We start from the raw sequence: 26,587 nt of genomic DNA on the forward strand, positions 1-26,587 counted from the left end.
AAGTACGGTTTCTCAGAAATCAGACGAATGCTCGGGGTCCTGTCGTGGCTGCGGGCTGGACCAGGATCAGCAGGGAGGGCGACCCTTGAGGGTTACCGTTGTTGTGCCGACCTACAACGAGCGGGAGAATCTGCCGGTTGCGGTGGAGCGGCTGACCGCGCTGCCGGTGCCCGACCTGCATGTGCTCGTGGTCGACGACAGCTCGCCGGACGGAACCGGTGACGTTGCCGACAAGCTGGCCGTCGAGCTGCCGAATGTGGTGGGTGTGCTGCACCGGACCGAGAAAGACGGTCTCGGGCGGGCCTACATCGCGGGCATCACCCGGGCGCTGGACGAAGGCGCCGATGTGGTGATCCAGATGGACGCCGACCTGTCGCATCCGGCCGAGGTGATTCCGGCGATGCTGGAGAAGCTGACGACCACCGACGCCGGTGTCGTGCTCGGCTCGCGCTATGTGCCCGGCGGCTCCACCGCCGCCGAATGGAAGTGGTACCGCAAGGCGCTGTCCGCGTGGGCCAACTTCTATGTGAACCTGATTCTGCGACTGCACGTGAAGGACGCCACCGCCGGCTTCAAGGCGTGGAAGGCGGACACGCTGCGCGCCATCGACGTCGCCTCGATCCGCAGCAACGGGTACTCGTTCCAGGTGGAGATGAACTACCGGACGGTCAAGAAGGGCATCGAGATCGCCGAGGTGCCGATCCGCTTCGAGGAGCGCACCCTCGGTGCCTCGAAGATGAGCCTGAAGGTGCAACTGGAGTCGGCGCTGATGCCGTGGAAGCTGCTCTTCGGTCGCTCCGTCTGAACTCCGACGCCCCGCAGGGCCCCGCATCCGCGATGGATGTGGGGCCCTACGGCATTCGGGGGTGCTTCAGTTGGCGGTCAGTCCACGTCGCATCGCTTCCAACCCGATCACCAGGACCGGCGCCAGCACCACGTGCATGACGGACAAGGCGACGGTGCTCGCGGTGTCGAACGCGGCCGAGACGGTGAGGCCGATGGTCGCGATGGCGAGGACGCTGCCGACGACCTGAGCCACCCGCAGTACCCCCACCCAGCGGTAGGAGATCAGCGCGGCCAGGGTCATGCCGATCAACAGCGGCACCGCGGAGGACAGGATCACCCCGATGCCCCCGACGTAATTGGTGACACCCTTGTCGACCACCTCGAACGAGCCGCCGGCGGCTTCGCCGAGCAGCCAGACGGCGAGGTTGACGACGACCGCGACAGCGACGCTGCCGATGATCGCGACGGGTCGATTGACGGCGGGGATGCGCAGGGCGGGGGCGGTGGCCTGGATGGCGGTCATGATGTTCTCCTCATCAGCAGCTGTGTGCTTCGGTACTGAGAACATCGTTAAACCTGAACAATTGTTGAGGTCAATTCGACGTGGTATGGGCTGAATCACTCAGTGCCAAGGGAATTCGGCGCGCTGCGCCGGGGTTCGCTTCGCTCACTCGGGCTTCGGCCAATTCAGCAGCGTGTCCAGGTAGCGCTGACGGACCGCGGCCACCTTGTCGCCCATGTCGTTCGGATCCCAATCGCGCACATCGATAGGATCGAGGATCGCGACATCCACAATGCCTTTGCGCGCGACCATCGAATTGCGCCAACAGATTTCGCCCGCATTGCGGATGACAATGGGGATGATCGGCACGCCCGCCTGGATGGCGATGTGGAACGCGCCCTTCTTGAAGGGGCCCACGTCCGGCGTGTAAGAGCGAGTGCCCTCGGGGGCGACGGCGATCGACAAGCCGTTGCGCAGTGTCTCGACTACCGGTGCGAGCGCGGCCTTGGCTTTATCGGTGCTCGACCGGTCGATGAAGGTCACGCCGACGAAGCGCATCAGCGGCCCGAAGATCGGGTTGCGGGTCAGCTCCTTCTTGCCGATGCCGGTGACGCCGCCGCCGAGCACCTCGGGGACGATGATGATGTCGAACTGGCTCTGATGGTTGAACAGGAACACCGCGGGCCGGGGTGCGCGCGCGTGCTCGGCGCCGGTCACCCGAAGCCGCACGCCCGCGATGCGCAGGGTGTTGCCCGCCGCGTGTGCCAACAGCGCGTCGGCCATCTGCCTGCGGTCCCTGGTCGGCGATTTGACCGCGACACCGTAGAACGCGCCGCCGAGCAGTCCGGCGAAACCCGCTGTGGTACGGGCATAGTCGGCCGGGCGGGGCGTCTGGCGGGGGTGAAAGCGCAGTGTCGGCCACTGCTGTTCCGCGGCGATCGCGGTGAGCTGCTGATCGGGATTCACCGCGACAGGTTGACCGACCAGGGACAGCAGCGGCCGATCGGCTGCGCTGTCGGCGTAGGCATAACTACGCGTCAGATCAACGCCGTTGTCGACGGCGAATTCCCGAACCGCCTCGGCTTTGCCATTGCGCCACAGCGTCTTCCCGTCGACGTACCCGGTGAGGATGCCGTCCTGGACCGCCATCGGCGTGCACAGCACGTGCTCGATACCCAGCGCGGATGCCATAGGCGCCACCTGGAACCGGGTCAGCGAGCTGGCCAGCGCCACCGTGTGCCCAGCCGCCTGGTGCGTCCGGATCAGTTGCCACGCTTCGGGATACAGGCGGCCGTAAACGGCACGCCGAAACAGACGCACGCTCAGCGCGTCCAGCTCGTCCGCCGGCTTGCCTGCCAGCACGTCGGTGAGCTGGTGCAGGAACCGGCCGTACTCGCCGTCGGTGGTCCCATTACGGATGCCGCCGAGCAGGACGGCCTCGGTGTCACGACGGCCGACCAGGCGTCGAAACGGTCCCCGGCGCGCGAACCCGTCGACGACGGTGCCGCCGAAGTCGAAAATCGCGGCGACCTCGGGACCTTGCGGCCCGGAACGGATCTCGGCGATCGCGGCCTCGAGGTCGGCACTGGGCACCGTCATGGAACCTCCTGTAGGTAGCGGGGTTCAGGACTCCGCCTCACCGTGTCGCCCGATTGGACGGATCGAGCGCTGCCGCCTGCGAGATGCGGGCACCGATGGTGCGCAACCGATCCGCGAATTCCACTCTGCGCTCGGTCAATTCCGCCCTTCGCTTGGCCGAATCGTGTGACACCGGTTCGAGCAGGCCGTAGTTGTCAGCGAGTTTCAGTGCGCTGGTGAACAATTCGGTGGAGACCGATTCCGGACTGTGCAGCCGCTGCTGCAACATCATCTGCTTGCCGACCGAAACGCATTCGGCGATGAACTGTTTGCGGTCGAGCTCCGCCGCCGGGTCGCGGTCGGCCAGCCGTTCGGCGACCACCAGTTGCGCGTCGAAGAACGAACGGAGCACGCGGTGCGCCATCATGAATCCGGAGTCGGTGAGCTTGGCCATCACCTCCGAACCCAGAGTGTTGTCTCGGGTGTGGCTGCGCCACTCCGGGTCCAGCAGCAGCATCTCGGCGGTCATCTGCTCGGCGAACTCGGCCCGCTCGGGGAAGAAGAACTCGAACTTCAGCAGGTCGCGCAGCCGGAACGCCTCGTCCCAGCCGGTGCTCAGCTGGTCCGCGCCGTCGCTGTCGAGTGCGGCCAGGATGGACAGTTCGAGGATGGCGCGATTGACGAACCAGTGCACCGCGCTGTTGCGGTAGAACGCGGCCTCCAGGTGCGCGCCCGCCTCGATCGAGTACACCGGCTCCAGTCCGCCGCGATACACCGTCACCACCTTGGCCAGCGAAAGTTGTTCCAGCACAACGGCAAGTCCCTGGTCGTCGCACAGCGCGGCGAGCTCGCCGTGCGGCAGATCGCGCTTCTCGATATAGCCGAGCACCGGCGCGAGCACGGTACGCACTTCACCCAGTGTCAGGGCGCGCTCGTGCACGCCGAGCAGTGCGAGGGTGACCAACGCGTTCACCGTGACCGGCGTGACCGCATTGATGCCGACCGCGATCTCGAACGCCAACCGCTGCACGGCCTTACGCTCCAACTCGGCGATCTCGGGCGCCTCGGTCTCGCCCTGTCCGGTCTCGGTACGTCCGGGCGGCGCGGGTTCGGTGCGGTGCAGTGGGATGGTCAGCGGCGGCGTGGTGAGCGGATCGCCGTGCGCCGCGAGCCGATCGCGCGCCGAAAGCGGTGCGCCGAACCGCACATACACGTGCCCGGCCGAATGTTGCTGGCTCCGGATGTAGCGCGCCAACCAGGTGAGCCCCTCCGGCTTCTTCTTGCCGCCGACCTGTTCGGTGGCGATGGCGCCGAGTTCGTTCAGCCGCTCGTAGGTGATCGACACCGGCACCAGCATGACGTCTTCGACCCGATCCGCACGGACCGCCGCCGCAAGGTAATTCAGCAGCCCGTAGCGCGGCGGACGCAGCTTGCCGGTGCGGGTGCGGCCGCCCTCGAAATACCATTCCAGGTTGAATCGCTTGGCGAGCAGATAGGCGAAATACTCCTCGACCACCGCCTTGTACACCTCGTCGTCGCCGAAGCTGCGCCGGATGAACACGGTTCCGGTGCGCCGGGCGATCGGTCCCATCGGCCAGAAGCCGAGATTGGCGCCGCCGATCACATGGTTCGGCGGAAAGTCGTTGCGGGCCAGCACATCGCCGAGCACGAACGCGTCGACGTAGGAACGGTGCGAGGGCAGGAACACCAGCGGGTAGCGGCGATTGAGATCGCGCAGCCCGGCCAGCCCCGAATCGTCGGAGTCCACCTTCCAGGTCGAGGCGTGCACCGGCCGCATCGCCTGGGTGAACAGATCGGAGACCAATCTGCTTTGCGCGGCGACGAGTTCGTTCAACGCCTTCTCCGCGCGGCGATACACCTCGTGCGGGCTCGCCCCGATCTGGTCGGCGATGAGCTCGAGCCTGCGCTCGAAGTCGGGGGAGTCGAGGATCTCCTCGGCGACCAGTCGGGGCACCTTGTAGCGGTCGCCGATGATGGTGCGTTCGGCCCGCTCCAGCGCCACCACCGCGGCACGCACGATGGCCCGGGCGAACGGCTCGGCGGTGCCCTTGGTGACCAGCGCCGCGGCTTCCGGGTGGTTCGTGCGCAACTCGCTGAGCAGCGCGGGCTGCCCGGTCAGTACCACGTGCCGGTTCGGTTGACCGACCAGCTTGCGTTGCGCCAGCCGGTTCGGCTTGCGCGGGTTGGTGAGTAGCGCCAGGTCCGCGAAGGTGATCCGGCGAACGCCGTCGCGTTCCGGCGGCAGCCAGAGCACTCGCACCGGTACCACGAGTGGGTCGTCGTGCCTGCCGACGAGTCGGGTGGCGACGGCGCCCGCGTCCAGATCCAACTGGGTGATGGGGGCGTCGGTGCCGAATTCCTTGGCGATTCCGCCGTCGGTCAACCAGTTTCCGATGAGTTCGCGCTCTACCCCGGTTGCCGCGTCGACCAGCGCCACCACCGATCCCGGTGCAGACGCTCGCTGGATATCCGCGGGCAATCCGCCACGGTGCTCGATCATGACCTGGTCCCTCCGACTGACGATCTTTCTATTGAATCCCCCGGAGGGCATTCCGCGCAGGCACTCGGGCCCGCAAGTCGAACGCGCGGCCGTGGTCCCGCGTTCCGCCCCGTGCGCGAATTACGCTGCGCAGATGGATTGGGCCTTACGCGCGTGCGGCTGGCACGGTCACTACACCTACGCACCGGATGAGCCGGACCTGGCCGACCGGTTGCGGGTGGACACCGTGGCGGGGGTGGCGTGGCGCTGTTTGCGCTGCGGGAACTTCGTGCCCGGTGAGCCGGTCGGGTCCGGTCCGGCCGACCACGCGCCCGAGGTGCCGCGCGGGCGGCTGCTGCGGGATCGCTGGCTGATGCGCGCGCTGGCGATCGAGCGGCTGCTGCGCGGACTGCTGCTGGTGGTCGCCGCGGTAGGAGTGTTGAAGTTCCGTTCATCGCGGGAGACCATGCGGGCCGCTTTCGACCAGGATCTGCCACTGCTGCGCCCCTTCGCCGACCAGATCGGCTGGGACATCGACCGGTCCAAGATCGTGCATCTGATCGATGAGGCGTTCTCACTGTCGAACACGACCTTGCTGTGGGTGGCCATCGGCATCTTCGTCTACGCGCTCTTGCAGGGGATCGAGGCGCTCGGCCTGTGGTTGGTGCAGCGATGGGGTGAGTATTTCGCGGTGGTGGCGACGAGTCTGTTTCTGCCGCTGGAGATCTACGAGTTGACCGAGAAGGTGACCGCGCTGCGGATCGGCGCGCTGGTGGTGAACATTGCCGCGGTGGTCTGGCTGCTCTATTCGAAGCGGCTGTTCGGGCTGCGCGGTGGCGCGGCCGCCTATCACGCGGAACATAGTGCGGAGAGTTTGCTGAGCGTCGAACGTTCGGCACTGGCTGTCCCGGCTACCTGATCATGTGCGGGTGGCTGTGTCCGCACGCACAGTACCGCGCTAATCAGGTAATGCTAACCTTACCTCCAAGTTGGGACAGCTAGAACTTTGGAGGATCGTTGTCGACCACGGACGAACGCTTGCGGGTGGAGTATGTGACCGATCCGGCGGCAGCGATGTCCCGGCTGGCGGGGGCGGACCGGTTCGGCGAGTACGTGATGTACGAGCGGCCGGGTGAGTGGGTGTTCGCGGCCGACCCGATCGGCGGGATCGAACTCGACGTCGAGGAACTGCGGGTCACCTGGGCGGGCCAGACCACCACGACCACATGGGACGGCCGTCCGGCGGGCGTGGTCGACCGCGCACTCGCCGCACTGCCGCTCGATGGCCGAAATGCCTACGGCTGGATCGGCTTCGAGTTCTGCGCCTGGGCGTTCGACGCGACCGAGTACCTGGACCCGCGGACCACGCTGGTGCAGTTGATGATTCCGCGCATCGAGGTGCGGGTCGGCGGATTCGGCATCCGGGTGTCCGGCGCCACCCCGGCGGAGACCGGCGACATCCACGACCTCATCGCCGAATCGCAGGAATCCGAACTGCCGCAGCCATATCCGGCGGATATCCGGCTCGACCCGACCGGCTATCAGAACCGGGTGGCCGAGGCCGTCGGCGAGATCCAGGCGGGCCGCTACCAGAAAGTCATCCTGTCCAGGAAGGTCGACCTGCCGTTCGTGGTCGACGTGCCCGCGACCTATCGGCTCGGGCGCGCGCACAACACCCCCGCGCGGTCGTTCCTGCTGCGGCTCGGCGGGCTCGAGGCGGCGGGCTTCAGCCCGGAGCTGGTCGCGGCCGTCGACGCCGATCGGGTGGTGACCACCGAGCCGCTCGCGGGCACGCGTGCCTTCGGCCGCGGTGCGGCGATCGACATGGCGGCGCGGGAAGACCTGATCAGCGACCCCAAAGAGATTGTGGAGCACGCGATTTCGGTCCGGACGTCGTTCGCGGAGATCAGCTCGGTGGCCGATTCCGGCACATCGGTGGTCTCGGACTTCATGGCGGTGCGTGAACGCGGCAGCGTGCAGCATCTGGCCTCCACCGTGCAGGGCAAGCTGGCCGCCGACCGGTCCAGCTGGGACGCGGTCGAGGTGCTGTTCCCCTCGGTCACCGCGTCCGGGATCCCCAAGCGCGAGGGCGTCGACTCGGTATTCCGCCTCGACCACGACCCGCGTGGGCTGTATTCCGGTGCGGTGGTGACCGTTTCGCCGTCCGGCGCACTGGAGGCGACGCTGGTGCTGCGCGCGGTCTACCAGACGACGGAGGGCGCCTGGCTGCGTGCCGGCGCGGGCATCGTCGGACAGTCCCGGCCGGAGCGGGAATTCGAAGAGACCTGCGAAAAGCTCGGCTGCATCGCGCCTTACGTGGTGCGGGCGCAGTAACGCCCTGAACGATACCGACGGGCGGCGCATCGAAAGATGCGCCGCCCGTCGGCATTCAGTCGCTGTCAACGGTCCGCAGGGCCTTCTTGTCGATCTTTCCGACGGCGGTGATCGGGAGTTCGGTGGCCTGGCGCAACACGTCGGGCAGCTTGTAGGTGGCCAGGCCGCGCCCGGTCAGGAAGGTCTTGATCTCGGCCAGGGTCGGCATCGCATCGTCGACAACCAGGACGGCGCAGACCTTTTCGCCGAGCGCGGCGTCGGGCAGCCCGACGGCGGCGGCGTGCCGGACGGCCGGGTGGGCGAGCAGATGTTCCTCGAGCTCGTCACAGGAGATGTTCTCGCCGCCACGGTTGATGACGTCCTTGATCCGGCCGGAGACCACGAGATGTCCGCTCGGCAGCCGGCGCACCAGATCGCCGCTGCGGTAGTAGCCGTCGGGGGTGAAGGCGCGGGCATTGTGCTCGGGCGCGCGGTAGTAGCCGCGAATGGTGTACGGGCCCTTGGTGAGCAGTTCGCCCTCGTCGCCCGGGGCGACGTCGTTGCCCTCCGCGTCCACCACCCGGATCTCGTCGGCGGGGGACAGTGCCCGGCCCTGTGTGGTGTGCAGCAGTTCGGCCGCATCGTCGAGGCGGGTGTAGTTGAGGAGCCCCTCGGCCATGCCGAACACCTGCTGGAGGGTGGCACCGAGTGCGGGGGTGACCTCGCGGGCGTTCACCTCGGCCAGCCGGGCGCCGCCGACTTGGAGCAGCCGTAGCGAGCTCAGGTCGGCCTCCTCCCATTCGGTTGCCGCACACCACAGCTGGGCCAGCGGCGGGACCACGGCGGTGACGGTGACCTGGTGCCGTTCGATGACGGCGAAGGCGCTTTCCGGGCTCGGGTCGGTGACGAAGGTGATCGCGCCACCGACGCTCACGGTGCCGAGGATGCCGGGGCAGGCCAGTGGGAAGTTGTGCGCCGCGGGCAGCGTCGCGAGGTAGACGTCGTCCTCGGTGAGTGCGCACACCTCGGCACTCGCGGTGGCGTTGTACAGGTAGTCGTCATGCGTGCGGGCGATCAGTTTCGGCAGCCCCGTTGTGCCGCCGGACACCAGCATCAGCGCGATATCGCTCGGGTCGATCGCCGGAAGTGAACCCCCTTCGCGCGGCACCGAAGTCAATTCGATGTCGGATCCGGCCGCGCCGAGGATCAGCACATGGCGCAGCGACGGCACCGCCGTCCGCACCGTGGCGGCCAGCTCGCGGTAATCGAAATCGCCGAGCCGGTCGACGGCGATGTAGGCGACGGCATCGGAAAGCGCGGCCAGATGCTCGATTTCGGCCCGCCGGTGCGCGGGCAGCGTCAGCACCGGAATGATTCCGGCCCGCAGCAGTCCGAACAACACGGTCAGGAATTCCGGCACATTCGGCAGCTGCACCACCACCCGGTCACCGGGCGCGATCCCGAGCGCGAGCAGCCCGTGCGCCATCCGATCGGCGGCCGCGTCCAGCCACGCATAGCTGCGTGCGCCGTCGGCATCGAGCAGCGCGGGCCGGTGCGGATGCCGTCGGGCGGTTTCGCGCAGTAGGTCGTCCAGCGGCCGGCCGGTCCAATATCCGGCGGCCCGGTAGGCGTCGGCGGCTTCGGCGGGGAAGGGCACGTAGCCGTCGCGATGCGTGGACGACGTGGTGGGTATCGAAGTCACGGTCTGCCTCACAGATAACTCGAGCCGAGCTCGTCGAACATAGGTAAGGCAACCCTATCTCAGTGCGATATGCTACGGCTGAGCAGTCTCGATCCGCCGGTCCCGGCGGCAACCAAGGAGTGACAGCACCAGATGGAGCCAGCACAGCGACCGGGGGACGGGGCAGATCGCGACGGGGCAGATCGCAAGGAACGCACGGCCGATGGGCCGACGATCGCGCGAGCCGACATTCGCGCCGCGATCGCCGAGCACCTCGGCGTCGGCGTCGACACGATCGAGGACGACGCCGACCTCATCCAGCTGGGTTTGGACTCCATCCGCACGATGAAGCTGGCCGGTGGCTGGCGCAAGCAGGGTGCCCAGGTGAATTTCGCCCAGCTCGCGGCCGCACCGACGGTCGCCGAGTGGGCGCGCTTGCTCGGTGCCGACGACGGGCCCGCGAACGGCAGCGCCGACGACGGCTCCGCGAACGGCGGCGCCGCCGAAATGCCGGACGTGCCCACGGCAGCCGAGGACGAATCCGCGCCCTTCCCGCTGGCGACCATGCAGCACGCCTATTGGATCGGCCGTTCCGACGAGCAAGATCTCGGCGGTGTCGCCGCCCATCTCTACGTCGAATTCGACGGAGCCGCAGTCGATCCCGTGCGGCTGGCGAGTGCGGTCGACGACCTCGTCGCCGCACACCCGATGCTGCGCACCAGGTTCCTGCCGGACGGCACCCAGCAAACCATGCCCGCACCCGGTCGCCCCGTCTGCTCGGTGGTCGATCTGCGCGGGCAGACCACCGACGAGGCGGAGGCGGAATTGGCCCGCCTGCGCGACACCAAGACGCATCAGCGGTTGGCCGTCGAGGACGGTCAGGTCCTGGACGTGACGCTCACCCTGCTCGCCGACGATCGGACCCGGCTACACCTCGATGTGGACATGCTGGCCGGTGACGCGATGAGCTATCGCGTGCTGATCGCCGACCTGGCCGACCTCTACCACGGTGCGTCGCTGCCGCCACAGGGTTACAGCTATCGGCGCTACCGCACCGAACGCCCGGTGGACACCGCGGCGTGGGAGGCCGACCGGCAGTGGTGGCAGCAGCGGCTGCCGGAACTGCCCGGAGCGCCGGAGCTGCCGACGATTCCGGTCAGCGAGCGCACCGACCCGCACCGGACCGTTCGATACGACCATTGGCTCGCACCGGAGGCGAAGCAGCGCCTGCTCGCCGCGGCCCATGCGCGCGGCATCACCCCCGCGATGGCGTTGGCCGCGGTGTTCGCCGAGACCATCGGTGGCTGGTCGGCGCAGAGCCGGTTCTTGCTGAATGTGCCGCTGTTCCATCGGGAACCGGTGCACCCCGACGTGGACCGGGTGATCGGCGATTTCACCTCATCGATCATGCTCGAGGTCGATGTCAGCGCCGACGTGACGGTCGCGGAGCGGGCCAAGGCGTTGCAGCGCGCCATGCACGAAAGTGGCGCGCACACCGCCTATTCCGGCCTCGAGGTACTGCGGGATCTCGGGCGACAGCGCGGCGAGCCGGTGCTTGCGCCGATTGTCTACACCAGCGCACTCAACCTGGGCGAGCTGTTCGCCACCTCGGTCACCGACACCTTCGGCGAGCCGGTCTGGATCATTTCGCAGGGTCCGCAGGTGCTGCTGGACGCGCAGGTCACCGAGGTGCGCGGCGGTCTGCTGCTCAACTGGGACGTCCGGGAATCGGCCTTCCCGGCGGGCATGATCGACGCGATGTTCGCCAGCTACACCGACGCGATCGGCAGGCTCGGCGCGGGCGAGGCCGGGTGGGGCGCCGAAGCCGCTGTCCGGCTGCCGGTTTCGCAGGCGGCGGTGCGGGCCGCGGTGAACGCCACGGACGGGCCGGTCAGTGGCCGGGCTCTGCACGAGGGCTTTTTCGAGCACGCGGTAGCCACGCCCGATGCCATGGCGGTGCTGTGGCAGTTCGACGGCGTCGACGGCGGCTGGACCTATCGTGAGCTGGCCGCTCAGGCACTGGCGGTGTCGGGTGCGTTGCGGGACAACGGGGTTCGCCCAGGGCGGGCGGTGGCGGTGCAGCTGCCGAAGGGGCCCGATCAGATCCTGGCCGTGCTCGGTGTGCTGGCCGCCGGTGCCTGCTACGTCCCGATCGGCTTCGACCAGCCGGTCGGGCGGCGGGCGGAGATCCTGCGCACCGGCGATGTGGTGGCGGCGCTCACCGTCGACGGTGCGGATATGGGACGCCCCGAGATCACCTGCCTGCCGCTGTCGGCGGCGCGAAGTCATCCGAATCCGCTGCCCGAACCCGTGCTTCCCGCTACCGATGCCATCGCCTACGTGCTGTTCACCTCCGGTTCCACCGGCACGCCGAAGGGTGTCGAGGTGCCGCACCGCGGCGCGATGAACACCATCGACGCGGTGAACATCTGGTTCGAGGTCGGCGCGAGCGACCGGGTACTCGCGCTGTCCGCGCTGGAATTCGACGCCTCGGTCTACGACATGTTCGGCATGTTCTCGGTGGGCGGCGCCGTGGTGGCGATGGATGCCGAGCAGCGCGCCGAAGCGACGACGTGGGTGGAACTGCTTCGCCGGCATCGGGTTTCGATTCTCAACTGTGTGCCGAGCATGCTGGACATGATCCTGGAGGTCGGCGGCGACCGGCTGGGCGATTCGTTGCGCGCGGTGACCCTCGGCGGCGACTGGGTGGGCGCCGAGCTGGCCCGCAGGCTGGCCCGCCAGGTGCCCGGCTGCCGATTCGCCGGACTCGGTGGTGCGACCGAAACCTCCATCCACAACACCATTTGCGAGGTCACGGACCCGCCGGCGCACTGGGCCACCGTGCCGTTCGGGGTGCCCTTGCGCAACGTGCGCTGCCGGGTCGTCAACGCCGCCGGTCGGGACTGCCCGGACTGGGTGCCGGGCGAATTCTGGGTCGGCGGCGCGAATGTCGCCGCCGGGTACCGCAACGACCCGGAACGGACCGCCGAACGCTTTGTCGTGCACAACGACATCCGCTGGTATCGGACCGGCGACCTGGCGCGGTACTGGCCCGACGGCACCATCGAATTCCTCGGCCGCGCCGATCATCAGGTGCAGATCCGCGGCTACCGGGTGGAGCTGGGTGAAGTGGAGAGCGGATTGCGCACGGCCCCGGGTGTCCGGCACGCCGTCGCCGCGGTGGTCGGTGCGGAGGCCCCGAAACTGGTCGCCGCGGTCTCCGGTGCCACCGGCACGGCCGACGAGATCGTCGCGGCGATCTCGGACCTGTTGCCCGGCTACATGATTCCGACGCGCATCGAAATACTCGACCGAATGCCGTTGACCGACAACGGCAAGCTGGACCGACGTGCGGTACTGGCCCTGCTGGAACCGGCCGCCACCGAGACGCTGGACGCGAACCCCAGCGGCCCGCTCGAGGCCGCGTTGGTCGCCATCGTCGCCGAAGTGCTCGGCATCGACCGCATCGGCGTGCACGACGACTTCTTCGCCGCGGGCGGCGATTCGGTGCTGGCGACCACGGCCATCGCCCGGGTGCGCGAATGGCTCGACGTGGACCACGCGCTGGTCGCCGACCTCCTGATCGGCCGCACCGTCGCCGACCTCGCGCGGCGGCTGGTGGCCAGGGAGACCGAACTCGGCACCCCCGATCGCCTGGCCGCCGTCGCCGAGCTCTACCTCGAGGTCGCGGCGATGAGCGACGACGAGGTGCTGGCCCAGGTGTAAGCGGGTATTTCGGATTAGACTCGCCGGCATGAGCCGGTGGGATACTTCGAAAATGCCTGACCAGACCGGACGCACGTTCATCGTCACCGGTGCGAACAGCGGGCTGGGGGCGGCCACGGTGCGCGCGCTGGCCGGCGCCGGTGCGCAGGTCGTGCTGGCATGCCGGAACATGGCCAAGGGCGAGCAGGTGGCCGGGCCGCTGGGTGAGCGTGCGACCGTGCGCGAACTGGATCTCGCGGATCTGGCCTCGGTGCGGGCCTTCGCCGAGGCGACGGACCGGGCCGACGTGCTGATCAACAACGCCGGTGTGATGGCGCTGCCGGAGCTGCGGACCGCCGACGGCTTCGAAATGCAGATCGGCACCAACCATCTCGGCCACTTCGCGTTGACCGGCCTACTGCTGGACAAGATTTCGGAGCGGATCGTCACCGTCGCCAGCGGCGCGCACACCATGGGGAAGATCGACCTCGACGACCTCAACTGGGAGCGGCGCAAGTACCAGCGCTGGGCCGCCTACGGGCAGGCGAAGCTGGCCAACCTGATGTTCGCCTACGAGCTGCAGCGCAAGCTGACCGCGGCGGGCTCATCGAAGATCTCGGTCGCCGCCCATCCCGGCTACGCCTCGACCGAATTGCAGTCGCACACCGAGTCGATCCAGGACGCGGTGATGCGGCTCGGCAACCGGCTGATCGCGCAGAGTGCCGAGATGGGCGCGCTGTCAACGCTGTACGCCGCGACCACGAAGGTCGAGCCGGGCGGCTACTACGGGCCGACCAGCTGGCGCGGTCTGCGCGGCTACCCGGGCGTCTCGGGCTCGTCGAGGGCGTCGCGGGACGAGGGCGTCGCTCGCAAGCTGTGGGAGCTCTCGGAGAAGCTGACCGGCGTCACCTACCACTTCACGAAGTAAGCCGCGCCTGCTGCGTCAGCCCAGAATGCGCAGGTCGTAGAACAACTGATACCGGCTCGGGTCGTCCGGCAGGAACCAGTGGAAGCCTTCCAACAGGAAGACCGACACCAGGTTGATCGCGAGCACGATGCCGAGGAACCACAGCGCGATCAGCCCGATGAGCCGATGCGGCCTCGCGCATTCGCGACTCGCAAGCGCTCTTTGCGGCGTCGCCGGGATCGTCCGCGCGGCGGTGCTGTGCGAAAACGACAGCACCGCACCGACAGTCGCGATCGCAGCGACGAAAAGGATCAACGCCCAGACGTACAGATGCAGCCCGAGCACCGGCGCACCGTAGCCGGGATCGCCGGGCAGGATGTGCAACATGGTCTGCCGCCAAGCGGTGAATCCGCCTGCGACACAGCCGACTACGGACAGGCCCCAGCCCATCGCGTAGTCGCGGGCGGCGACCGCTCCCGTCATGCCCTTGCGCACGATGACCGCGGCGCCGAGCGCGGCCAAGGCCATGAACATGCGCTGCACCATGCACAGCGGGCACGGATAGTCCCAGCTGCCGAACTGCACGCCGAGCCCGCCGCAGATCACCCCGGTCCAGCCGGCCACGAAAATGACGGCCAGCCAGTATTGGAGCTGTCCGGCAACGGTTTCCGCTGCCCGGTTCGGCACGGCTTCGGTGGCCATCAGTAGTTCAATCCGAGGCCGAGACCGCTGGTGATGTGGTGGGCCATCAGCAGGACAGTCGCGATCAACAGCACCCACCACGCGCCGAGCACCACCCGCCGGGAGCGTTGCCCGCACAGGACGACCAAGGTCGCGAGCAATCCGCCGAAGATGAGGGTGTCCATAGCGGTCGGACATTACCTGGGGTGTAGCGACGCTCGCCCTGGACACGCCGCGCCCTGACCTGCGCTGACGATCACGCCGGGTTGGTGACTCACGTCACTCGGACAGTCGAGTCACACATCGGCGGCCCGCGTCGTCCTCTCTGTGAACACACAGAACAACCACTCAGGAAGGCCCATCATGGACGCCAGGATCAACCTCTTCGCCAACCCCGTCGGCGGTAGCTTCGTCAAGCGACTCACCATGGCTTCCAAGGTCATCAACGACTCCACCCTGCCCGCCGCCACCTACGAGCTGGTCAAGATTCGCGCCAGCCAGATCAACGGCTGCGGCTACTGCACCGACATGCACACCAAGGACGCCGCGCACGCGGGCGAAACGTCGGTGCGGCTCAACCTGATCGCCGCCTGGCCCGAAGCCACGGTCTTCACCGAGGCCGAACGCGCCGCGCTCGCGCTCACCGAGGAGGCCACCCGGATCGGCGACGGTCGCGGTGTCAGTGACCAGGTGTGGCAGGAGGTGCGCAAGCACTACGACGACGACCAGATCGCGGCCCTGATCGCCGCCATCGCGATGATCAACGCCTGGAACCGGATGAACGTCATCGCCCGCACCCCGGCCGGTGATTACGTGCCGGGTCAGTGGGGCTGAGATCGCCACGTCACCGATGCCGCAGGAGCGAACCCCGTCATGCCGACGCCCGGCATGACGGTCGGCTCGAACCGATGCGGGCCGACCTGCCCGCACGGTGGCAGGCCGACCGGGCCGCGCTGTGGCATGCGGCACGGTCGATTCATCGCTTGGTACATGCCTGGTACAGTCGCCGACGTGCAGCGTGTGTATTTCTGGTTTAGCAAGCCGGCCCTGGGTGGGCTGGTCTGCGGCAACCACCTGCGCTGACGACATTCCACCCCGAGCCGGATTGGACCGGCTCGACGGGGTTTCACGTCCGTGGGTCGGCCGAAGAAAAGGAACCCACGACATGACTACCGCAGCCGACGTCGACGCGCGGCACGCCCACCCGTCGCCCGACCACCACCCCTCATCGAATCGCTCCGCGATGCTGTTCGATCTCGATGATCAACGCACGTTGAGCGTGAGCCCGCTGCGCTCGCCTGCCGAGGTGCGCCACGTGCACCCGATCACCGATCCGCTCGCGGATACGGTCCGTAAGGGCCGCGCGGCCACCGTCGACGTGCTGAACGGCGTGGACGACCGCCTGATGGTGATCGTCGGCCCGTGCTCCGTGCACGACCCGGCCGCCGCCCTCGACTACGCGCGCCGCCTGGCCGCCAAGGCCGCCGAGCTCGACGACCGGCTGCACGTGGTGATGCGGGTGTACTTCGAGAAGCCGCGCACCACGCTGGGCTGGAAGGGGCTGATCAACGATCCGCACCTGGACGGTTCCTTCGACGTCAACACCGGCCTCGGCTTCGGCCGCAAGCTGCTGGTCGACATCACCGCGCTCGGTCTGCCGGTGGCCTGCGAATTCCTCGACCCGATCACCCCGCAGTACATCGCGGACCTGGTCTCCTACGGCGCCATCGGCGCCCGCACCGCGGCCAGCCAGGTGCACCGCCAGCTGAGCAGCGCGCTATCGATGCCGGTCGGCATCAAGAACGGCACCGACGGCGATGTGCAGGTGGCCGTGGACGGTGTCCGTGCCGCGGCGGCCAGCCACGTGTTCCCCGGCACCGATCTGGACGGGCGCGCCGCGCTGATCCGTACCACCGGCAACCCGGACTGCCACGTCATCCTGCGCGGCGGCACCACCGGCCCGAACTACGACGCGGCGTCGGTCGCCGAGGCGTGCATTCGGCTGGAGAAGGCCGCGCTGCCGCAGCGGCTCGTGGTCGACGCCAGTCACGGCAACAGCAACAAGGACCACAACAAACAGGTCGACGTGGTCACCGACATCGCGACCCGGCTGGCCGCGAACGAACCCGGCGTGGTCGGCGTGATGCTGGAGAGCTTCCTCGTCGCGGGCAGGCAGGATCTCACCCTCGGCCACGCCGACGAGCTCACCTACGGCCAGTCCATCACCGACGCCTGCCTCGACTGGGATACCACCGCCCATCAGCTCGACCGGCTGGCCGACGCGGTCCAGCGGCGTCGTAATCCCTGACCGCCGTTCCGGTTTCAGCTTCCCGCGCGGGTGATCCGGGCGGGAGGCTGAAAATGCGGGCGTTACTCGGGAATGGCGACTACGCCGAGTAGGTCACCGGACGAGACGACTTCGACGGCGAATCCGGCTTCGGACAGGTATTCGTTCAGGCGACCGGGGGCGGGCTTCGGGCTGGTGGCGGGCGTGGACGCGGGCGTGCCGTAGCCATAGAAGAGGTACAGCGTGCCGCCGGGTGCGAGCAATCGGCGGATCAGCGCCAGTTCGGCGGTGGGACGCTTTGTCCAGAACACGTTGACGTTGACGGCCATCACCTTGTCGAAACCCGCTGTGCCCGCCCCGATCCGGGCGCGTAGCCGCTGCGGGTCCAGGTCCGCCAGCTCGGCTTGCTGCAGGCTCAATTGTCCTGAATCGATCAGCGCGGCATGGCGTTTCGCGGCGCGGGCGATCGCGGTGGCGGAGCGATCGACACCCACGACGTGCCCACCGTTCAGCTTGGCGGCCAGGTAGGCGATCGAATTACTCGGCCCCGGCCCGATTTCGAGGATTCGGTCGGTCGGCCGCACATCCATGATGTCGACCATCCAGGCGAATCGCTGGTCATCAACCATCCCCGCAATGTACGACGAACCCGGCACGGTGTCCGCGCTATCGATCGGCATTCGGCAGCGTGTGAGGCCAGCAACCTGCAAGTGGACCGAGACGCGGCGACCCTGGGCGGGTGAGGATCGACAGCGTGATCGAGATGGCGGCGGTGCTCGGAGTGGCGGCCGTGGCGTTGGGAATGGTGCTGACGCCCGGGCCGAACATGATGTATCTGATTTCGCGGACCGTAGCGCAGGGGCGGCGGGCCGGGTTGGTCTCGCTCGGCGGTGTCGCGGCGGGGTTCGGGGTGTATCTGGTGGCGGCCGCGGTGGGAATCACCGCCGTGTTCGCGGTCGTGCCCGGTCTGTATCTGGCAGTGAAGTTGGCCGGAGCCGCATACCTGCTGTGGCTGGCCTGGCAGGCGTTACGGCCGGGTGGTGTGTCGGTCTTCGCACCCGCTGCCATGCCCGCGGATCCCACCCGGCGACTGTTCATGATGGGGTTCGTCACCAACCTGCTGAATCCGAAGATCGCGATCATGTACATGGCGCTGATCCCGCAGTTCGTCCAGCCCGACCACGGGCAAGTCTGGTTGCAGAGCCTCTGCCTGGGCGCGGTACAGATCGCCGTGGCTTTGACGGTTAACGCCCTGATCGTCCTGGGCGCGGGCAGCGTCACCTCCTTCCTCACCGGACGCCCCCTCTGGCTCCGCGCCCAGCGCTACCTCATGGGCACCATGCTCGGCACCATCGCAGTCCTGGTCGCGACGGATCGGGCCCGCCCCGCCCCGGCCTGAGGCCGCGAGCTGGCATGCGCCGCAAGCCCGCCGGTATCCCCGCACCCGCACACGGTGACCCGCCCCTGCCGCACCCGACCTGATCTCCCGCGCACGTGAGTACGCGGGAGAACGGTGCGGCGTCGTTGCTAGTCCGCCAATTGGTACCGGAGCTGGGCGAACTGATTCATCTGCGCGACGTCGACGAGTTTCATTCGCGAGGACAGGATTCGGCGCGGCAGCACCGGCGCACCACTGCCCAGTGTCACCGGCGCGATGCCCGCGACGATCTCGTCGAGCAGTCGGGCATCCGCGAACTGAGCTGCCAACTCGCCGCCGCCGAGAACCCAGATGTGCTGCTCGCCCGCGGCTTCCGCCATTTCCTTGTGCACCGGCTCGACCGCGCCGGACACGAAGCGCAGGTTCGCGCCAGGTATGGCGGGCAGCGTCCGATGGGTGAAGACCCAGCACGGGATGTTGCCGTAGCTCTTGTGCCAGTTCTCCGGCGGTTCGTTGGCCACGATCCACTCGTAGGTGGTCGCTCCCATGCACATAGCGCCGACGCCGCTGATGAATTCGGCGATGGTGCTCTCGCTGGTGCCGTCGTCGTCGACCTCGAACAGCCAGCTGAGCGAGTTGTGTTCGTCCGCGATATAGCCGTCGAGGCTGGTTGCCGTGAAGTATTGGGTAGCCATGGACACACCCTGTCAGCGAACCTTGACAGGGTGTGTCAGGGTTTACTGTGCGCCCGCGCGCAGTCGGCGCATTGCTTCGTCGAGGGTTTCGTCGCGTTTGCAGAAGGTGAAGCGAACCAGGTGGTTCCATGCGGCCGCGTCGTCGGCGAAGACGCTGATCGGGACGGCGACGACGCCGAGCCGCTTGGGCAGTTCGCGGCAGAAGGCGAGGCCGTCGGACGCGCCGAGCGGGGTGATGTCGCCACAGACGAAGTACCCGCCTGCGCTGGAGGTCACCCGGAAGCCGGTGTCGGTGAGCGCGGCGGCGAGGCGAAGTCGTTTCTCGGACAACGTGTCCCGCAGCCCGGCGACCCAGTCGAGTTCGTGGTTGAGCGCGTGCGCGACCGCGGGCTGGAACGGCCCGCCACCGACGAAGGTCAGGAACTGTTTGGCGGCGAGCACCCCGTCGATCAATGCCGCTGGACCGCACGCCCAACCGGTCTTCCAGCCGGTGACGCTGAATGTCTTTGCCGCACTGGACACTACGACGGTGCGCTCGGCCATGCCGGGCAGGGTGGCGAGGCTGATGTGCTCGGCGCCGTCGTAGACGAGGTGTTCGTAGACCTCGTCGGTCAGCACCAGAATGTCGTGCTCGCAGGCGATTTCGGCGATGGCCTGCAGATCGGCCCGGCCCAGCACGGTGCCGGTCGGGTTGTGCGGCGAATTGACGACCAGCATCCTGGTCGCCGGGGTGATCGCGGCGCGCAGGCTGTCCAGGTCGAGTACGAAGCGTTCACCGTCGGCCACCAGCCGCGCGGTGCGCCGCCGCGCCCCAGCCATGGCGACGGCGGCGGCGTAGGAGTCGTAATACGGTTCGATCAGCACGACCTCCGCGCCCGGCTCGACCAGGCCGAGCATGGCGGCGCTGATCGCCTCGGTCGCCCCGACGGTCACCAGCACCTGGGAGTCGGGGTCGTAGTGGATGCCGTAGCGGCGGGCCCGGTCGTCGGCGATGGCGCGGCGCAGTACCGGCATGCCCCGCCCTGGCGGGTACTGATTGAGGCCGTCGGCGATGGCCTGCCTGGCGGCCTCGAGCATGCCCGCCGGACCGTCCGTGTCGGGGAACCCTTGGCCGAGGTTGACCGCGTCGTACCGGACCGCGAGCTCTGTCATCTCGGCGAAGATCGTGGAGGCGAAGGGGCGCAGTCGGGCAACGGTGGCGGGTTGCGGAGGCATATCGGGAGACTAGCTCAGGGGCCGCGAGGGGGCCGCGCCGTCGCGCAGAAGCCGAGTGGAGGCGGTACGCGCGGACTCAGCCGAGACGAATGCCGGTCAGTTTGGCCGGGTTCGCGAGGTCGTAGGTGCCCCAGACCAGTCCATCGCGGATGGTGAAGCCCATGACGCGGGCGGCGCGGCCGCTGCCGGCGGTGACTACCAGGCCCAGTTGTCCGTTGACGGAGGCGAATTCGTAGTTGTAGGCCGGATCCACCTCGGTGCTGTCCAACCCGTACTTGCGGACGAGCCCCAAGTAGAAGCGGGCGATCCGGTCGGCGCCGCACAGGATGTTCTCGGCCGTGGACGTGGTGCCGTCGGCGTCGCCGATCACCACCGAATCCGGGTGCAGCGCAGCGGTAACCGCGCTCCGGTCACCGGAGCGCAGGGCGGTGAGGAAGCGCTGCACAGCGGCCTCGTGTTCGGCATCCGGCACCGGCGGTGGCATGTCCGCCACGGCCGTGCGGGCCTCGGCCGCGAGCTGTCGCGCGGCGTCGGCGGAAATATCGAGGATGTCGGCTATCTCGTCGAACGACATCGAAAGCCCGTCGTGCAGCAGGAAAGCCACCCGCTGCGGCGGGGTCAGCGTGTCCAGTGCCACCATGGCGGCGAGTCGGCACTCCGGTTCGCGGGCCACCGCTGCCAACGGATCAGGCGTGTTCGACGGCGTGCGACTGGTCACCACCGGCTCCGGCAGCCATTGCCCCACATACTTTTCCCGGCGCGCCGCGGCACTGCGCAATCGGTCCAGGCAGATGCGGCTCACCACCGTCGTCAACCACGGGCGTAGGTCGTCGATCTCGGATTGATGCGCACCGGCCAGCCGCAGCCAGCTCTCCTGCACCGCGTCCTCGGCGTCGCCGACGCTGCCCGTCAGCCGATACGCGACCGAGAGCAGATGCGCTCGATGTGATTCGAACAATCCGGCGAGCAGAGCGGCAACCATCAGGGAGATTCTACGATCTCCGCGCCGGTCGGTTTACCACGGCGTCCGATTGAACGCACGGCAAACAGGATGATCCGGCAGGGCGATTCGTGACAACATGACTCGATGGACGCTCAAGCGCTCTCGAACGGAACTGTCTGGCTATCGATCCCCACCGCCGATGACATCGACGCCATCACCGAGTGTTGCCAGGACCCGTCCATCGGCGAGTGGGTGACCATCCCGGTGCCCTACACCCGGGAGAACGCCAAAACCTTCATCGACGACATCGTCCGCCCCGGCTGGGCGGGCCACAGCCCGACCTGGGCGTTGCGTTTGTGCGAAAACGGCCCCGTCGTCGGCATGATCGGCCTCGGCGAACGCGATGAATCCGCCGCCGAGATCGGCTTCTGGCTGGCATCAGCCGAACGCTGCCGCGGCCTGATGACGCAGGCGGTAAACCTGGTCTGCGACTATGGCTTCCGCCCCGACGGCCTGGCGTTGCAGCGGATCAGCTGGCGCGCCTTCGTCGGCAACTACGCTTCCGCCGCCGTGGCCCGCCGCACCGGCTTCCGCTATGAGGGCATGGCTCGCCTCGGCAGCCTGCAACGCGGCATCCGCCGGGACCACTGGCTGGCGGCGCGCCTGCCGACCGACCCGCCCGGTCCCGCCGAAGGCTGGCCCGCCGAGTTCGACCGGGCCCTGCATCGAGCGCCGGGACCGCGCTGAAGCCGAGCACCCGCTCGGGGTCCGGAGCGCGCGCCGTCGAGCATCGATTGTCGTGGTCAGCGGACCGGCCGTGCCGGGGTGTCAGGGGGGTCAGGGAGAATGGGCCGGAACCGATGCGAGGAGGGGCTGTGACGGACGGTCCGCTGATTGTGCAGAGTGACAAGACGCTGCTGTTGGAGGTCGACCACGAGTTGGCCGATGCGGCGCGGCAGGCCATCGCGCCGTTCGCCGAGCTGGAGCGGGCTCCCGAGCATGTGCACACCTATCGGGTGACGCCGCTGGCGCTGTGGAACGCGCGGGCGGCGGGGCATGATGCCGAGCAGGTGGTGGACGCGCTGGTCAGCTACTCGCGGTACGCGGTGCCGCAGCCGTTGCTGGTGGACGTGGTGGACACCATGGCCAGGTACGGGCGGTTGCAGCTGGTCAAGCATCCGGCGCACGGGCTCACCCTGGTCAGCCTGGATCGGGCGGTGCTCGAGGAGGTGCTGCGGCACAAAAAGATCGCGCCGATGCTCGGGGCCCGCCTCGACGACGACACGGTGGTCGTGCACGGTTCCGAACGCGGCCGGATCAAGCAGATGCTCCTGAAGATCGGCTGGCCCGCCGAGGACCTGGCCGGTTACGTCGATGGCGAAGCGCACCCGATCGAACTGGACTACACCGACGACAAGTGGCACCTGCGCGACTACCAGGAGATGGCCGCCGACTCGTTCTGGGCGGGCGGCTCCGGTGTCGTGGTGCTGCCGTGTGGCGCGGGCAAGACGATGGTCGGCGCCGCCGCGATGGCGAAGGCGAAGGCGACCACGTTGATTTTGGTCACCAATACCGTGGCGGGCCGGCAGTGGCGGCGTGAGCTGCTGGCGCGCACCTCGCTGACCGAGGAGGAGATCGGCGAGTACTCCGGCGAGCGCAAGGAGATCCGCCCGGTCACCATCGCGACCTATCAGGTGATCACCCGCCGCACCAAGGGCGAATACAAGCACCTCGAGCTCTTCGACAGCCGCGACTGGGGCCTGGTCATCTACGACGAGGTGCACCTGCTGCCCGCTCCGGTCTTCCGGATGACCGCCGACCTGCAATCGCGCCGCCGCCTCGGCCTCACCGCGACCCTGGTGCGCGAGGACGGCCGGGAGGGCGACGTGTTCTCGCTGATCGGTCCGAAGCGCTACGACGCGCCGTGGAAGGACATCGAGGCGCAGGGCTGGATCGCACCGGCCGAGTGCATCGAGGTGCGAGTGACGCTGACCGATGCCGAGCGGATGGCCTACGCGACCGCCGAACCGGAGGAACGCTACAAGCTGTGCTCCACCGCGCGCACGAAGATTCCCGTCGTGCAGTCGATCTTGGCCAACCACGCGGACGCGCCGACCTTGGTGATCGGCGCCTACCTCGACCAATTGGACGAGCTGGGTGTCGCGCTGAGTGCTCCGGTGATCCAGGGCTCGACGAAAACCAAAGAGCGCGAAGAACTCTTCGAGGCGTTCCGGCAGGGTGAGATTCCGGTGCTGGTGGTGAGCAAGGTAGCGAACTTCTCCATCGATTTGCCGGAAGCCTCGGTGGCGGTGCAGGTTTCGGGCACCTTCGGGTCTCGCCAGGAGGAGGCGCAGCGCCTCGGCCGGCTGCTGCGGCCGAAACATGATGGCGGCCAAGCGCATTTCTACTCGGTGGTGGCCCGGGACACGCTCGATGCCGAGTACGCCGCGCACCGCCAGCGTTTTCTCGCCGAACAAGGGTATGCCTACCGCATCATGGATGCCGACGACTTGCTCGGCCCCACCATCGGATAAGCGGAGGCTTTTCCTCCGCAAACTGTGCTAGGAATAGGGACGTGCGACGCTTCGAATTCCCGGTGGACCGCAAACATGCCCACGCGGTCAACGAAGTCTTCGCCGACCAGCGTCGACTCCGCATCATGGCGATTGCCGCCGCGGTGATCGCGACGACCGGCGCGGCCTATTTGATCTGGCTCCGCCATCCGTGGGCCTACCTGCTGGCCGTCGCCTTCGTGCTCGGTGCGGTGGTGGCGCTGTGGGTGGCCATCTGGACCGCTCGGCACGCCAGCATCGACAAGCTGTACACCGACGGCGAACTCGTGCCCGCGGTGGTCTCGGAGACCTATCCGTCGAGCGTGGTGCTGCTCGCCCTGGTCGACGTGTCCAAACCGGGCACTACCGATTCGCGGTACGCGCTGGTGATCCGCCGGGTCCGCGCGCTGCCCGGCCATGTGGCCGAGGCGGGGGAGCGGGTGCCCGCGGTCGCGGTGCGCACCGACCGGGCACCGCGACAGGTCGGCGAGCGCTGGCAGTCGGTCAGTGCCATGCCGATCGCGTGGGGCACCACCGACGAAGCGGTCATCGAACGCGCCCGCGCCGCCATCAGCGACGCCGAATGGCGGTTGCTCACCGACAATCTCGCGCTCACCGACAAGGTGCGGCGCGCGCCCGCCAAGCGCCTGCTGCTCGATCCGCACCAGTTGCCCGGCGATCTCGGCTCCTGAGACCGATGTCGATCTTGCCCTTTTCGAGTTGCGCCGCCGCATAGACTCCGTAGATGGTTCCGCTGTCCAACCTGCTGGCGTTTCTCGCCGCGGCGATCGTCATCATCATCGTCCCCGGACCCGGTGTGTTGTTCACCATCGGGCGGGCGCTCACCCTCGGCAGGCGCGCCGCGCTGTTATCGGTGGCCGGGCACTCAATGGGCGTCTTCGTCGTGCTGCTGCTCGTCGCGGTGGGGCTCGGCACGCTGCTGATGGCGTCGTCACTCGCGCTCACCGCGATCAAGTTCGCCGGCGCGTTGTACTTGATCTACCTGGGCATCCAGGCGATCCGTGAGCGCAAGTCGCTGCGCGCGGCACTGGGCACCGAGATCCCGCGGACACCCGACGCCAAGGTGCTGCGGCAGAGCGTCATCGTCGGGCTCACCAACCCGAAGGCGACCATCTTCTTCGCGGCCATCCTGCCGCATTTCGCCGATCCCGCCGCCGGGTCGCTGCCGCTGCAATTCCTCATCCTCGGCTCCGTCTTCCTGGCCGTCGCGGTGGTCTCCGACAGTGCGTGGGCGCTGCTGGCGGTCTCGGCGCGGGCCTGGTTCGCCCGCTCGCCGCGCAGGCTGGAGGCGGTCGGCGGCGCGGGCGGAGTGATGATCGTCGGCCTCGGCGCGTCGGTGGCGCTGAGCGGCAGCGCCAACTGAACCGACTACCATCCACCCAGTCGGTACGTGCGTACCGGAAGTCGCGGGGCGGAGAAGGGGTCGTGGTCGAATGAGGTTGTCCGGCTGGATGTGTGCCGCGATCGTGGGCGGTCTGGTCGCCGCCGCGGTGCCCGCTGCCGCCGACCCGCCCGCTGATCCGTTCACCGGATCGACCGGCCTCGGCGACCCGTACTACCCGCTGGACGGCAACGGCGGCTACGACGCCCGCCACTACGACGTCACCATCGACTACGACCCGCCGAGCCACCAGCTCACCGGGACGACCCGGATCGACGCCGTCGCCACCCAGGCGCTGCGCGCGTTCAACCTCGACTTCGCGGGTCCGGACGTGCGCATGGTGTCGGTGAACAACATGCCCGCCGCGTTCGACCGCAACGGCGAGCACGAGCTCACGGTGACGCCCGTGCTGCCGCTGCTACCCGGCCTGCCGTTCACGGTGACCGTCGATTACGCGGGCCTCGCCGCGAACACCGAAGGCAACGGCTGGACGTACGCGCCCAGCGGCGGCGCGTTCGCCGCGGGCGAGCCGCATTCCGCGACCACCTGGTACCCGCTCAACGACACCCCGTTGGACAAGGCCACCTTCGCGGTGCACGCGACCGTTCCCGCCGAATGGGAGGTCGTCTCCAACGGTCTGCGCACCCAGGACGCGGTGCAGGGCGACCGCCGCACCGTCAGCTGGGAAGTGCGCCAGCCGGTGCTCGGTTACCTGACCACCATCGCGATCGACAAGTTCAGCTTCCTGGACCAGCAGCGCGCCAACGGCACCCCGCTGATCAGCGCCTTCGCCCCGAACGCGGAACGCAACCGGGAGACCGAGCAACGCCTGCCGGAAATCCTCGACTTCATCGAATCCCTCTACGGCCCTTACCCGTTCGAGACTTCCGGCGGCATCTACGTCGACGCCGACATCATGTTCTCGCTGGAAACCCAGACCCGTCCGATCTACGCGCCGTGGACCGACCTGCCGACCGTCGTACACGAGATCGCGCACCAGTGGTGGGGCGATTCGGTATCGGTGCGCCAGTGGTCCGACATCTGCTTGAACGAATGCTTCGCCAGCTACACCGCCGACTACCTGTGGCCGGAGCACAAGGAAGGCAAGGACGTCGACGAGGAGTACCGCACGACCGTCCGGAAGTACGTGGGCAACAGCGAGTTCTGGCAGGTGCCGTTGGAAAACCCGGGTGCGGGTAGCGAATTCACCTCCGTCTACTACCGTGGCCCGCTGTTCCTGCACGCACTGCGCAAGCAGCTCGGCGACGACGTATTCTTCGCGGCGGTACGGGATTTCAACGCGCGTCATGCCTACGGCAACGCGTCCATGCCGGAGTTCCGCGCGTTCGTCCAGGCCAGCTCGCCGACCGACCTGACCGGCTTCTTCGACGCCTGGCTCAACCAGACCACGCCGCCGCCGGATGAATACCTCTTCCCGGGCAGCCTGCGCGGCTGACCTACC

General features: G+C 68.1%; 23 protein-coding genes. 13 read left to right on the forward strand and 10 right to left on the reverse strand.

Translation table 11 applies throughout. From position 1 onward, the window contains the following. Positions 1-103 precede the first annotated feature (103 nt). Positions 104-805 carry a polyprenol monophosphomannose synthase gene (locus ACFK0J_RS04580; RefSeq protein ID WP_218478153.1) on the forward strand — a complete coding sequence of 234 codons (702 nt, stop codon included), beginning with the start codon at positions 104-106 and terminating at the stop codon, positions 803-805. Positions 806-871: 66 nt separating this feature from the next. Here ACFK0J_RS04580 and ACFK0J_RS04585 read toward each other — a convergent pair whose 3' ends face one another. The 3 genes from ACFK0J_RS04585 to ACFK0J_RS04595 form a co-directional block, all read right to left on the reverse strand. Then, complete coding sequence (locus ACFK0J_RS04585; protein ID WP_378736860.1) at positions 872-1,309, reverse strand: DUF6069 family protein; 438 nt, start codon at positions 1,307-1,309, stop codon at positions 872-874. 144 nt (positions 1,310-1,453) lie between these two features. Beyond that, positions 1,454-2,887, reverse strand: a complete 1,434-nt coding sequence (locus ACFK0J_RS04590; protein WP_378736862.1) for an HAD-IB family hydrolase — start codon at positions 2,885-2,887, stop codon at positions 1,454-1,456. A 37-nt stretch (positions 2,888-2,924) separates the two neighbouring features. Then, positions 2,925-5,387, reverse strand: a complete 2,463-nt coding sequence (locus ACFK0J_RS04595) for a glycerol-3-phosphate 1-O-acyltransferase (RefSeq protein ID WP_378736864.1) — start codon at positions 5,385-5,387, stop codon at positions 2,925-2,927. 133 nt (positions 5,388-5,520) lie between these two features. On the opposite strand from ACFK0J_RS04595, the gene ACFK0J_RS04600 reads away from it, so the two are divergent. Next, on the forward strand, positions 5,521-6,285 hold the full coding sequence (locus ACFK0J_RS04600; RefSeq protein ID WP_378742627.1) for a DUF2127 domain-containing protein: 765 nt from the start codon (positions 5,521-5,523) through the stop codon (positions 6,283-6,285). A 98-nt stretch (positions 6,286-6,383) separates the two neighbouring features. Further along, positions 6,384-7,700: a salicylate synthase gene (locus ACFK0J_RS04605; RefSeq protein ID WP_378736866.1), complete on the forward strand. Its 1,317-nt coding sequence runs from the start codon at positions 6,384-6,386 to the stop codon at positions 7,698-7,700. Between the two features lie 55 nt (positions 7,701-7,755). On the opposite strand, the gene ACFK0J_RS04610 is transcribed toward ACFK0J_RS04605, so the two are convergent. After that, positions 7,756-9,372, reverse strand: coding sequence for a (2,3-dihydroxybenzoyl)adenylate synthase (locus ACFK0J_RS04610; protein WP_378742629.1), 1,617 nt, complete (start codon positions 9,370-9,372; stop codon positions 7,756-7,758). Positions 9,373-9,513: 141 nt separating this feature from the next. Here ACFK0J_RS04610 and ACFK0J_RS04615 point away from each other — a divergent pair, with 141 nt between their 5' ends. Next, positions 9,514-13,086 carry an amino acid adenylation domain-containing protein gene (locus tag ACFK0J_RS04615; RefSeq protein ID WP_378736868.1) on the forward strand — a complete coding sequence of 1,191 codons (3,573 nt, stop codon included), beginning with the start codon at positions 9,514-9,516 and terminating at the stop codon, positions 13,084-13,086. Between the two features lie 28 nt (positions 13,087-13,114). Next, complete coding sequence (locus ACFK0J_RS04620) at positions 13,115-13,993, forward strand: oxidoreductase (protein ID WP_378736870.1); 879 nt, start codon at positions 13,115-13,117, stop codon at positions 13,991-13,993. Positions 13,994-14,008: 15 nt separating this feature from the next. Here the strand turns inward: ACFK0J_RS04620 and ACFK0J_RS04625 are convergent, their stop codons facing one another. Further along, positions 14,009-14,674: a disulfide bond formation protein B gene (locus ACFK0J_RS04625; protein WP_378736872.1), complete on the reverse strand. Its 666-nt coding sequence runs from the start codon at positions 14,672-14,674 to the stop codon at positions 14,009-14,011. Then, complete coding sequence (locus ACFK0J_RS04630; protein ID WP_378736874.1) at positions 14,674-14,838, reverse strand: DUF5993 family protein; 165 nt, start codon at positions 14,836-14,838, stop codon at positions 14,674-14,676. The genes ACFK0J_RS04625 and ACFK0J_RS04630 overlap by 1 nt, the downstream gene beginning before the upstream one ends. Before the next feature lie 178 nt (positions 14,839-15,016). On the opposite strand from ACFK0J_RS04630, the gene ACFK0J_RS04635 reads away from it, so the two are divergent. Both ACFK0J_RS04635 and ACFK0J_RS04640 read left to right on the forward strand, forming a co-directional pair. Beyond that, positions 15,017-15,487, forward strand: a complete 471-nt coding sequence (locus ACFK0J_RS04635) for a carboxymuconolactone decarboxylase family protein (RefSeq protein WP_378736876.1) — start codon at positions 15,017-15,019, stop codon at positions 15,485-15,487. 331 nt (positions 15,488-15,818) lie between these two features. After that, positions 15,819-16,961: a 3-deoxy-7-phosphoheptulonate synthase gene (locus ACFK0J_RS04640; protein WP_378736878.1), complete on the forward strand. Its 1,143-nt coding sequence runs from the start codon at positions 15,819-15,821 to the stop codon at positions 16,959-16,961. A 62-nt stretch (positions 16,962-17,023) separates the two neighbouring features. Here ACFK0J_RS04640 and ACFK0J_RS04645 read toward each other — a convergent pair whose 3' ends face one another. After that, positions 17,024-17,569 (reverse strand): class I SAM-dependent methyltransferase, encoded by a 546-nt coding sequence (locus tag ACFK0J_RS04645; protein WP_378736880.1) that lies wholly within the window; start codon positions 17,567-17,569, stop codon positions 17,024-17,026. 125 nt (positions 17,570-17,694) lie between these two features. Between ACFK0J_RS04645 and ACFK0J_RS04650 the strand changes: the two genes are divergently transcribed. Continuing rightward, positions 17,695-18,339, forward strand: a complete 645-nt coding sequence (locus tag ACFK0J_RS04650; protein WP_378742631.1) for a LysE family translocator — start codon at positions 17,695-17,697, stop codon at positions 18,337-18,339. 128 nt (positions 18,340-18,467) lie between these two features. On the opposite strand, the gene ACFK0J_RS04655 is transcribed toward ACFK0J_RS04650, so the two are convergent. From ACFK0J_RS04655 to ACFK0J_RS04665, 3 genes are all read right to left on the reverse strand, one after another. After that, positions 18,468-19,013, reverse strand: a complete 546-nt coding sequence (locus ACFK0J_RS04655) for a dihydrofolate reductase family protein (RefSeq protein WP_378736882.1) — start codon at positions 19,011-19,013, stop codon at positions 18,468-18,470. 42 nt (positions 19,014-19,055) lie between these two features. Beyond that, on the reverse strand, positions 19,056-20,228 hold the full coding sequence (locus ACFK0J_RS04660) for a pyridoxal phosphate-dependent aminotransferase (protein WP_378736884.1): 1,173 nt from the start codon (positions 20,226-20,228) through the stop codon (positions 19,056-19,058). 76 nt (positions 20,229-20,304) lie between these two features. Continuing rightward, positions 20,305-21,210, reverse strand: a complete 906-nt coding sequence (locus ACFK0J_RS04665) for a sigma-70 family RNA polymerase sigma factor (RefSeq protein WP_378736886.1) — start codon at positions 21,208-21,210, stop codon at positions 20,305-20,307. Between the two features lie 105 nt (positions 21,211-21,315). Between ACFK0J_RS04665 and ACFK0J_RS04670 the strand changes: the two genes are divergently transcribed. The 5 genes from ACFK0J_RS04670 to ACFK0J_RS04690 all read left to right on the forward strand — a co-directional run bounded on the left by ACFK0J_RS04670 (position 21,316) and on the right by ACFK0J_RS04690 (position 26,581). Continuing rightward, complete coding sequence (locus ACFK0J_RS04670) at positions 21,316-21,918, forward strand: GNAT family N-acetyltransferase (RefSeq protein ID WP_378736888.1); 603 nt, start codon at positions 21,316-21,318, stop codon at positions 21,916-21,918. A 128-nt stretch (positions 21,919-22,046) separates the two neighbouring features. Beyond that, on the forward strand, positions 22,047-23,705 hold the full coding sequence (locus ACFK0J_RS04675) for a DNA repair helicase XPB (RefSeq protein ID WP_218473516.1): 1,659 nt from the start codon (positions 22,047-22,049) through the stop codon (positions 23,703-23,705). Between the two features lie 41 nt (positions 23,706-23,746). Next, entirely contained in the window at positions 23,747-24,415 is a 669-nt protein-coding gene (locus ACFK0J_RS04680) for a DUF3239 domain-containing protein (protein ID WP_378736891.1), read from the forward strand. Positions 24,416-24,468: 53 nt separating this feature from the next. Further along, positions 24,469-25,107 carry a LysE family translocator gene (locus ACFK0J_RS04685; protein ID WP_378736893.1) on the forward strand — a complete coding sequence of 213 codons (639 nt, stop codon included), beginning with the start codon at positions 24,469-24,471 and terminating at the stop codon, positions 25,105-25,107. Between the two features lie 70 nt (positions 25,108-25,177). Next, complete coding sequence (locus tag ACFK0J_RS04690; protein WP_378736895.1) at positions 25,178-26,581, forward strand: M1 family metallopeptidase; 1,404 nt, start codon at positions 25,178-25,180, stop codon at positions 26,579-26,581. Positions 26,582-26,587 lie beyond the last annotated feature (6 nt).

Source organism: Nocardia brasiliensis (genome assembly GCF_042691675.1).
GTDB classification, from domain to species: Bacteria; Actinomycetota; Actinomycetes; order Mycobacteriales; family Mycobacteriaceae; genus Nocardia; species Nocardia brasiliensis_D.

Excerpts from the sequence above, each read along its gene's own strand:
- ACFK0J_RS04620 (WP_378736870.1), top strand. The coding sequence starts at position 13,115 with ATGAGCCGGTGGGATACTTCGAAAATGCCTGACCAGACCGGACGCACG.
- ACFK0J_RS04625 (WP_378736872.1), bottom strand. The coding sequence starts at position 14,674 with ATGGCCACCGAAGCCGTGCCGAACCGGGCAGCGGAAACCGTTGCCGGA.
- ACFK0J_RS04660 (WP_378736884.1), bottom strand. The coding sequence starts at position 20,228 with ATGCCTCCGCAACCCGCCACCGTTGCCCGACTGCGCCCCTTCGCCTCC.
- ACFK0J_RS04585 (WP_378736860.1), bottom strand. The coding sequence starts at position 1,309 with ATGACCGCCATCCAGGCCACCGCCCCCGCCCTGCGCATCCCCGCCGTC.
- ACFK0J_RS04635 (WP_378736876.1), top strand. The coding sequence starts at position 15,017 with ATGGACGCCAGGATCAACCTCTTCGCCAACCCCGTCGGCGGTAGCTTC.
- ACFK0J_RS04685 (WP_378736893.1), top strand. The coding sequence starts at position 24,469 with ATGGTTCCGCTGTCCAACCTGCTGGCGTTTCTCGCCGCGGCGATCGTC.
- ACFK0J_RS04590 (WP_378736862.1), bottom strand. The coding sequence starts at position 2,887 with ATGACGGTGCCCAGTGCCGACCTCGAGGCCGCGATCGCCGAGATCCGT.
- ACFK0J_RS04600 (WP_378742627.1), top strand. The coding sequence starts at position 5,521 with ATGGATTGGGCCTTACGCGCGTGCGGCTGGCACGGTCACTACACCTAC.
- ACFK0J_RS04655 (WP_378736882.1), bottom strand. The coding sequence starts at position 19,013 with ATGGCTACCCAATACTTCACGGCAACCAGCCTCGACGGCTATATCGCG.
- ACFK0J_RS04690 (WP_378736895.1), top strand. The coding sequence starts at position 25,178 with ATGAGGTTGTCCGGCTGGATGTGTGCCGCGATCGTGGGCGGTCTGGTC.
- ACFK0J_RS04665 (WP_378736886.1), bottom strand. The coding sequence starts at position 21,210 with ATGGTTGCCGCTCTGCTCGCCGGATTGTTCGAATCACATCGAGCGCAT.
- ACFK0J_RS04640 (WP_378736878.1), top strand. The coding sequence starts at position 15,819 with ATGACTACCGCAGCCGACGTCGACGCGCGGCACGCCCACCCGTCGCCC.
- ACFK0J_RS04670 (WP_378736888.1), top strand. The coding sequence starts at position 21,316 with ATGGACGCTCAAGCGCTCTCGAACGGAACTGTCTGGCTATCGATCCCC.
- ACFK0J_RS04645 (WP_378736880.1), bottom strand. The coding sequence starts at position 17,569 with ATGGTTGATGACCAGCGATTCGCCTGGATGGTCGACATCATGGATGTG.
- ACFK0J_RS04630 (WP_378736874.1), bottom strand. The coding sequence starts at position 14,838 with ATGGACACCCTCATCTTCGGCGGATTGCTCGCGACCTTGGTCGTCCTG.
- ACFK0J_RS04595 (WP_378736864.1), bottom strand. The coding sequence starts at position 5,387 with ATGATCGAGCACCGTGGCGGATTGCCCGCGGATATCCAGCGAGCGTCT.
- ACFK0J_RS04615 (WP_378736868.1), top strand. The coding sequence starts at position 9,514 with ATGGAGCCAGCACAGCGACCGGGGGACGGGGCAGATCGCGACGGGGCA.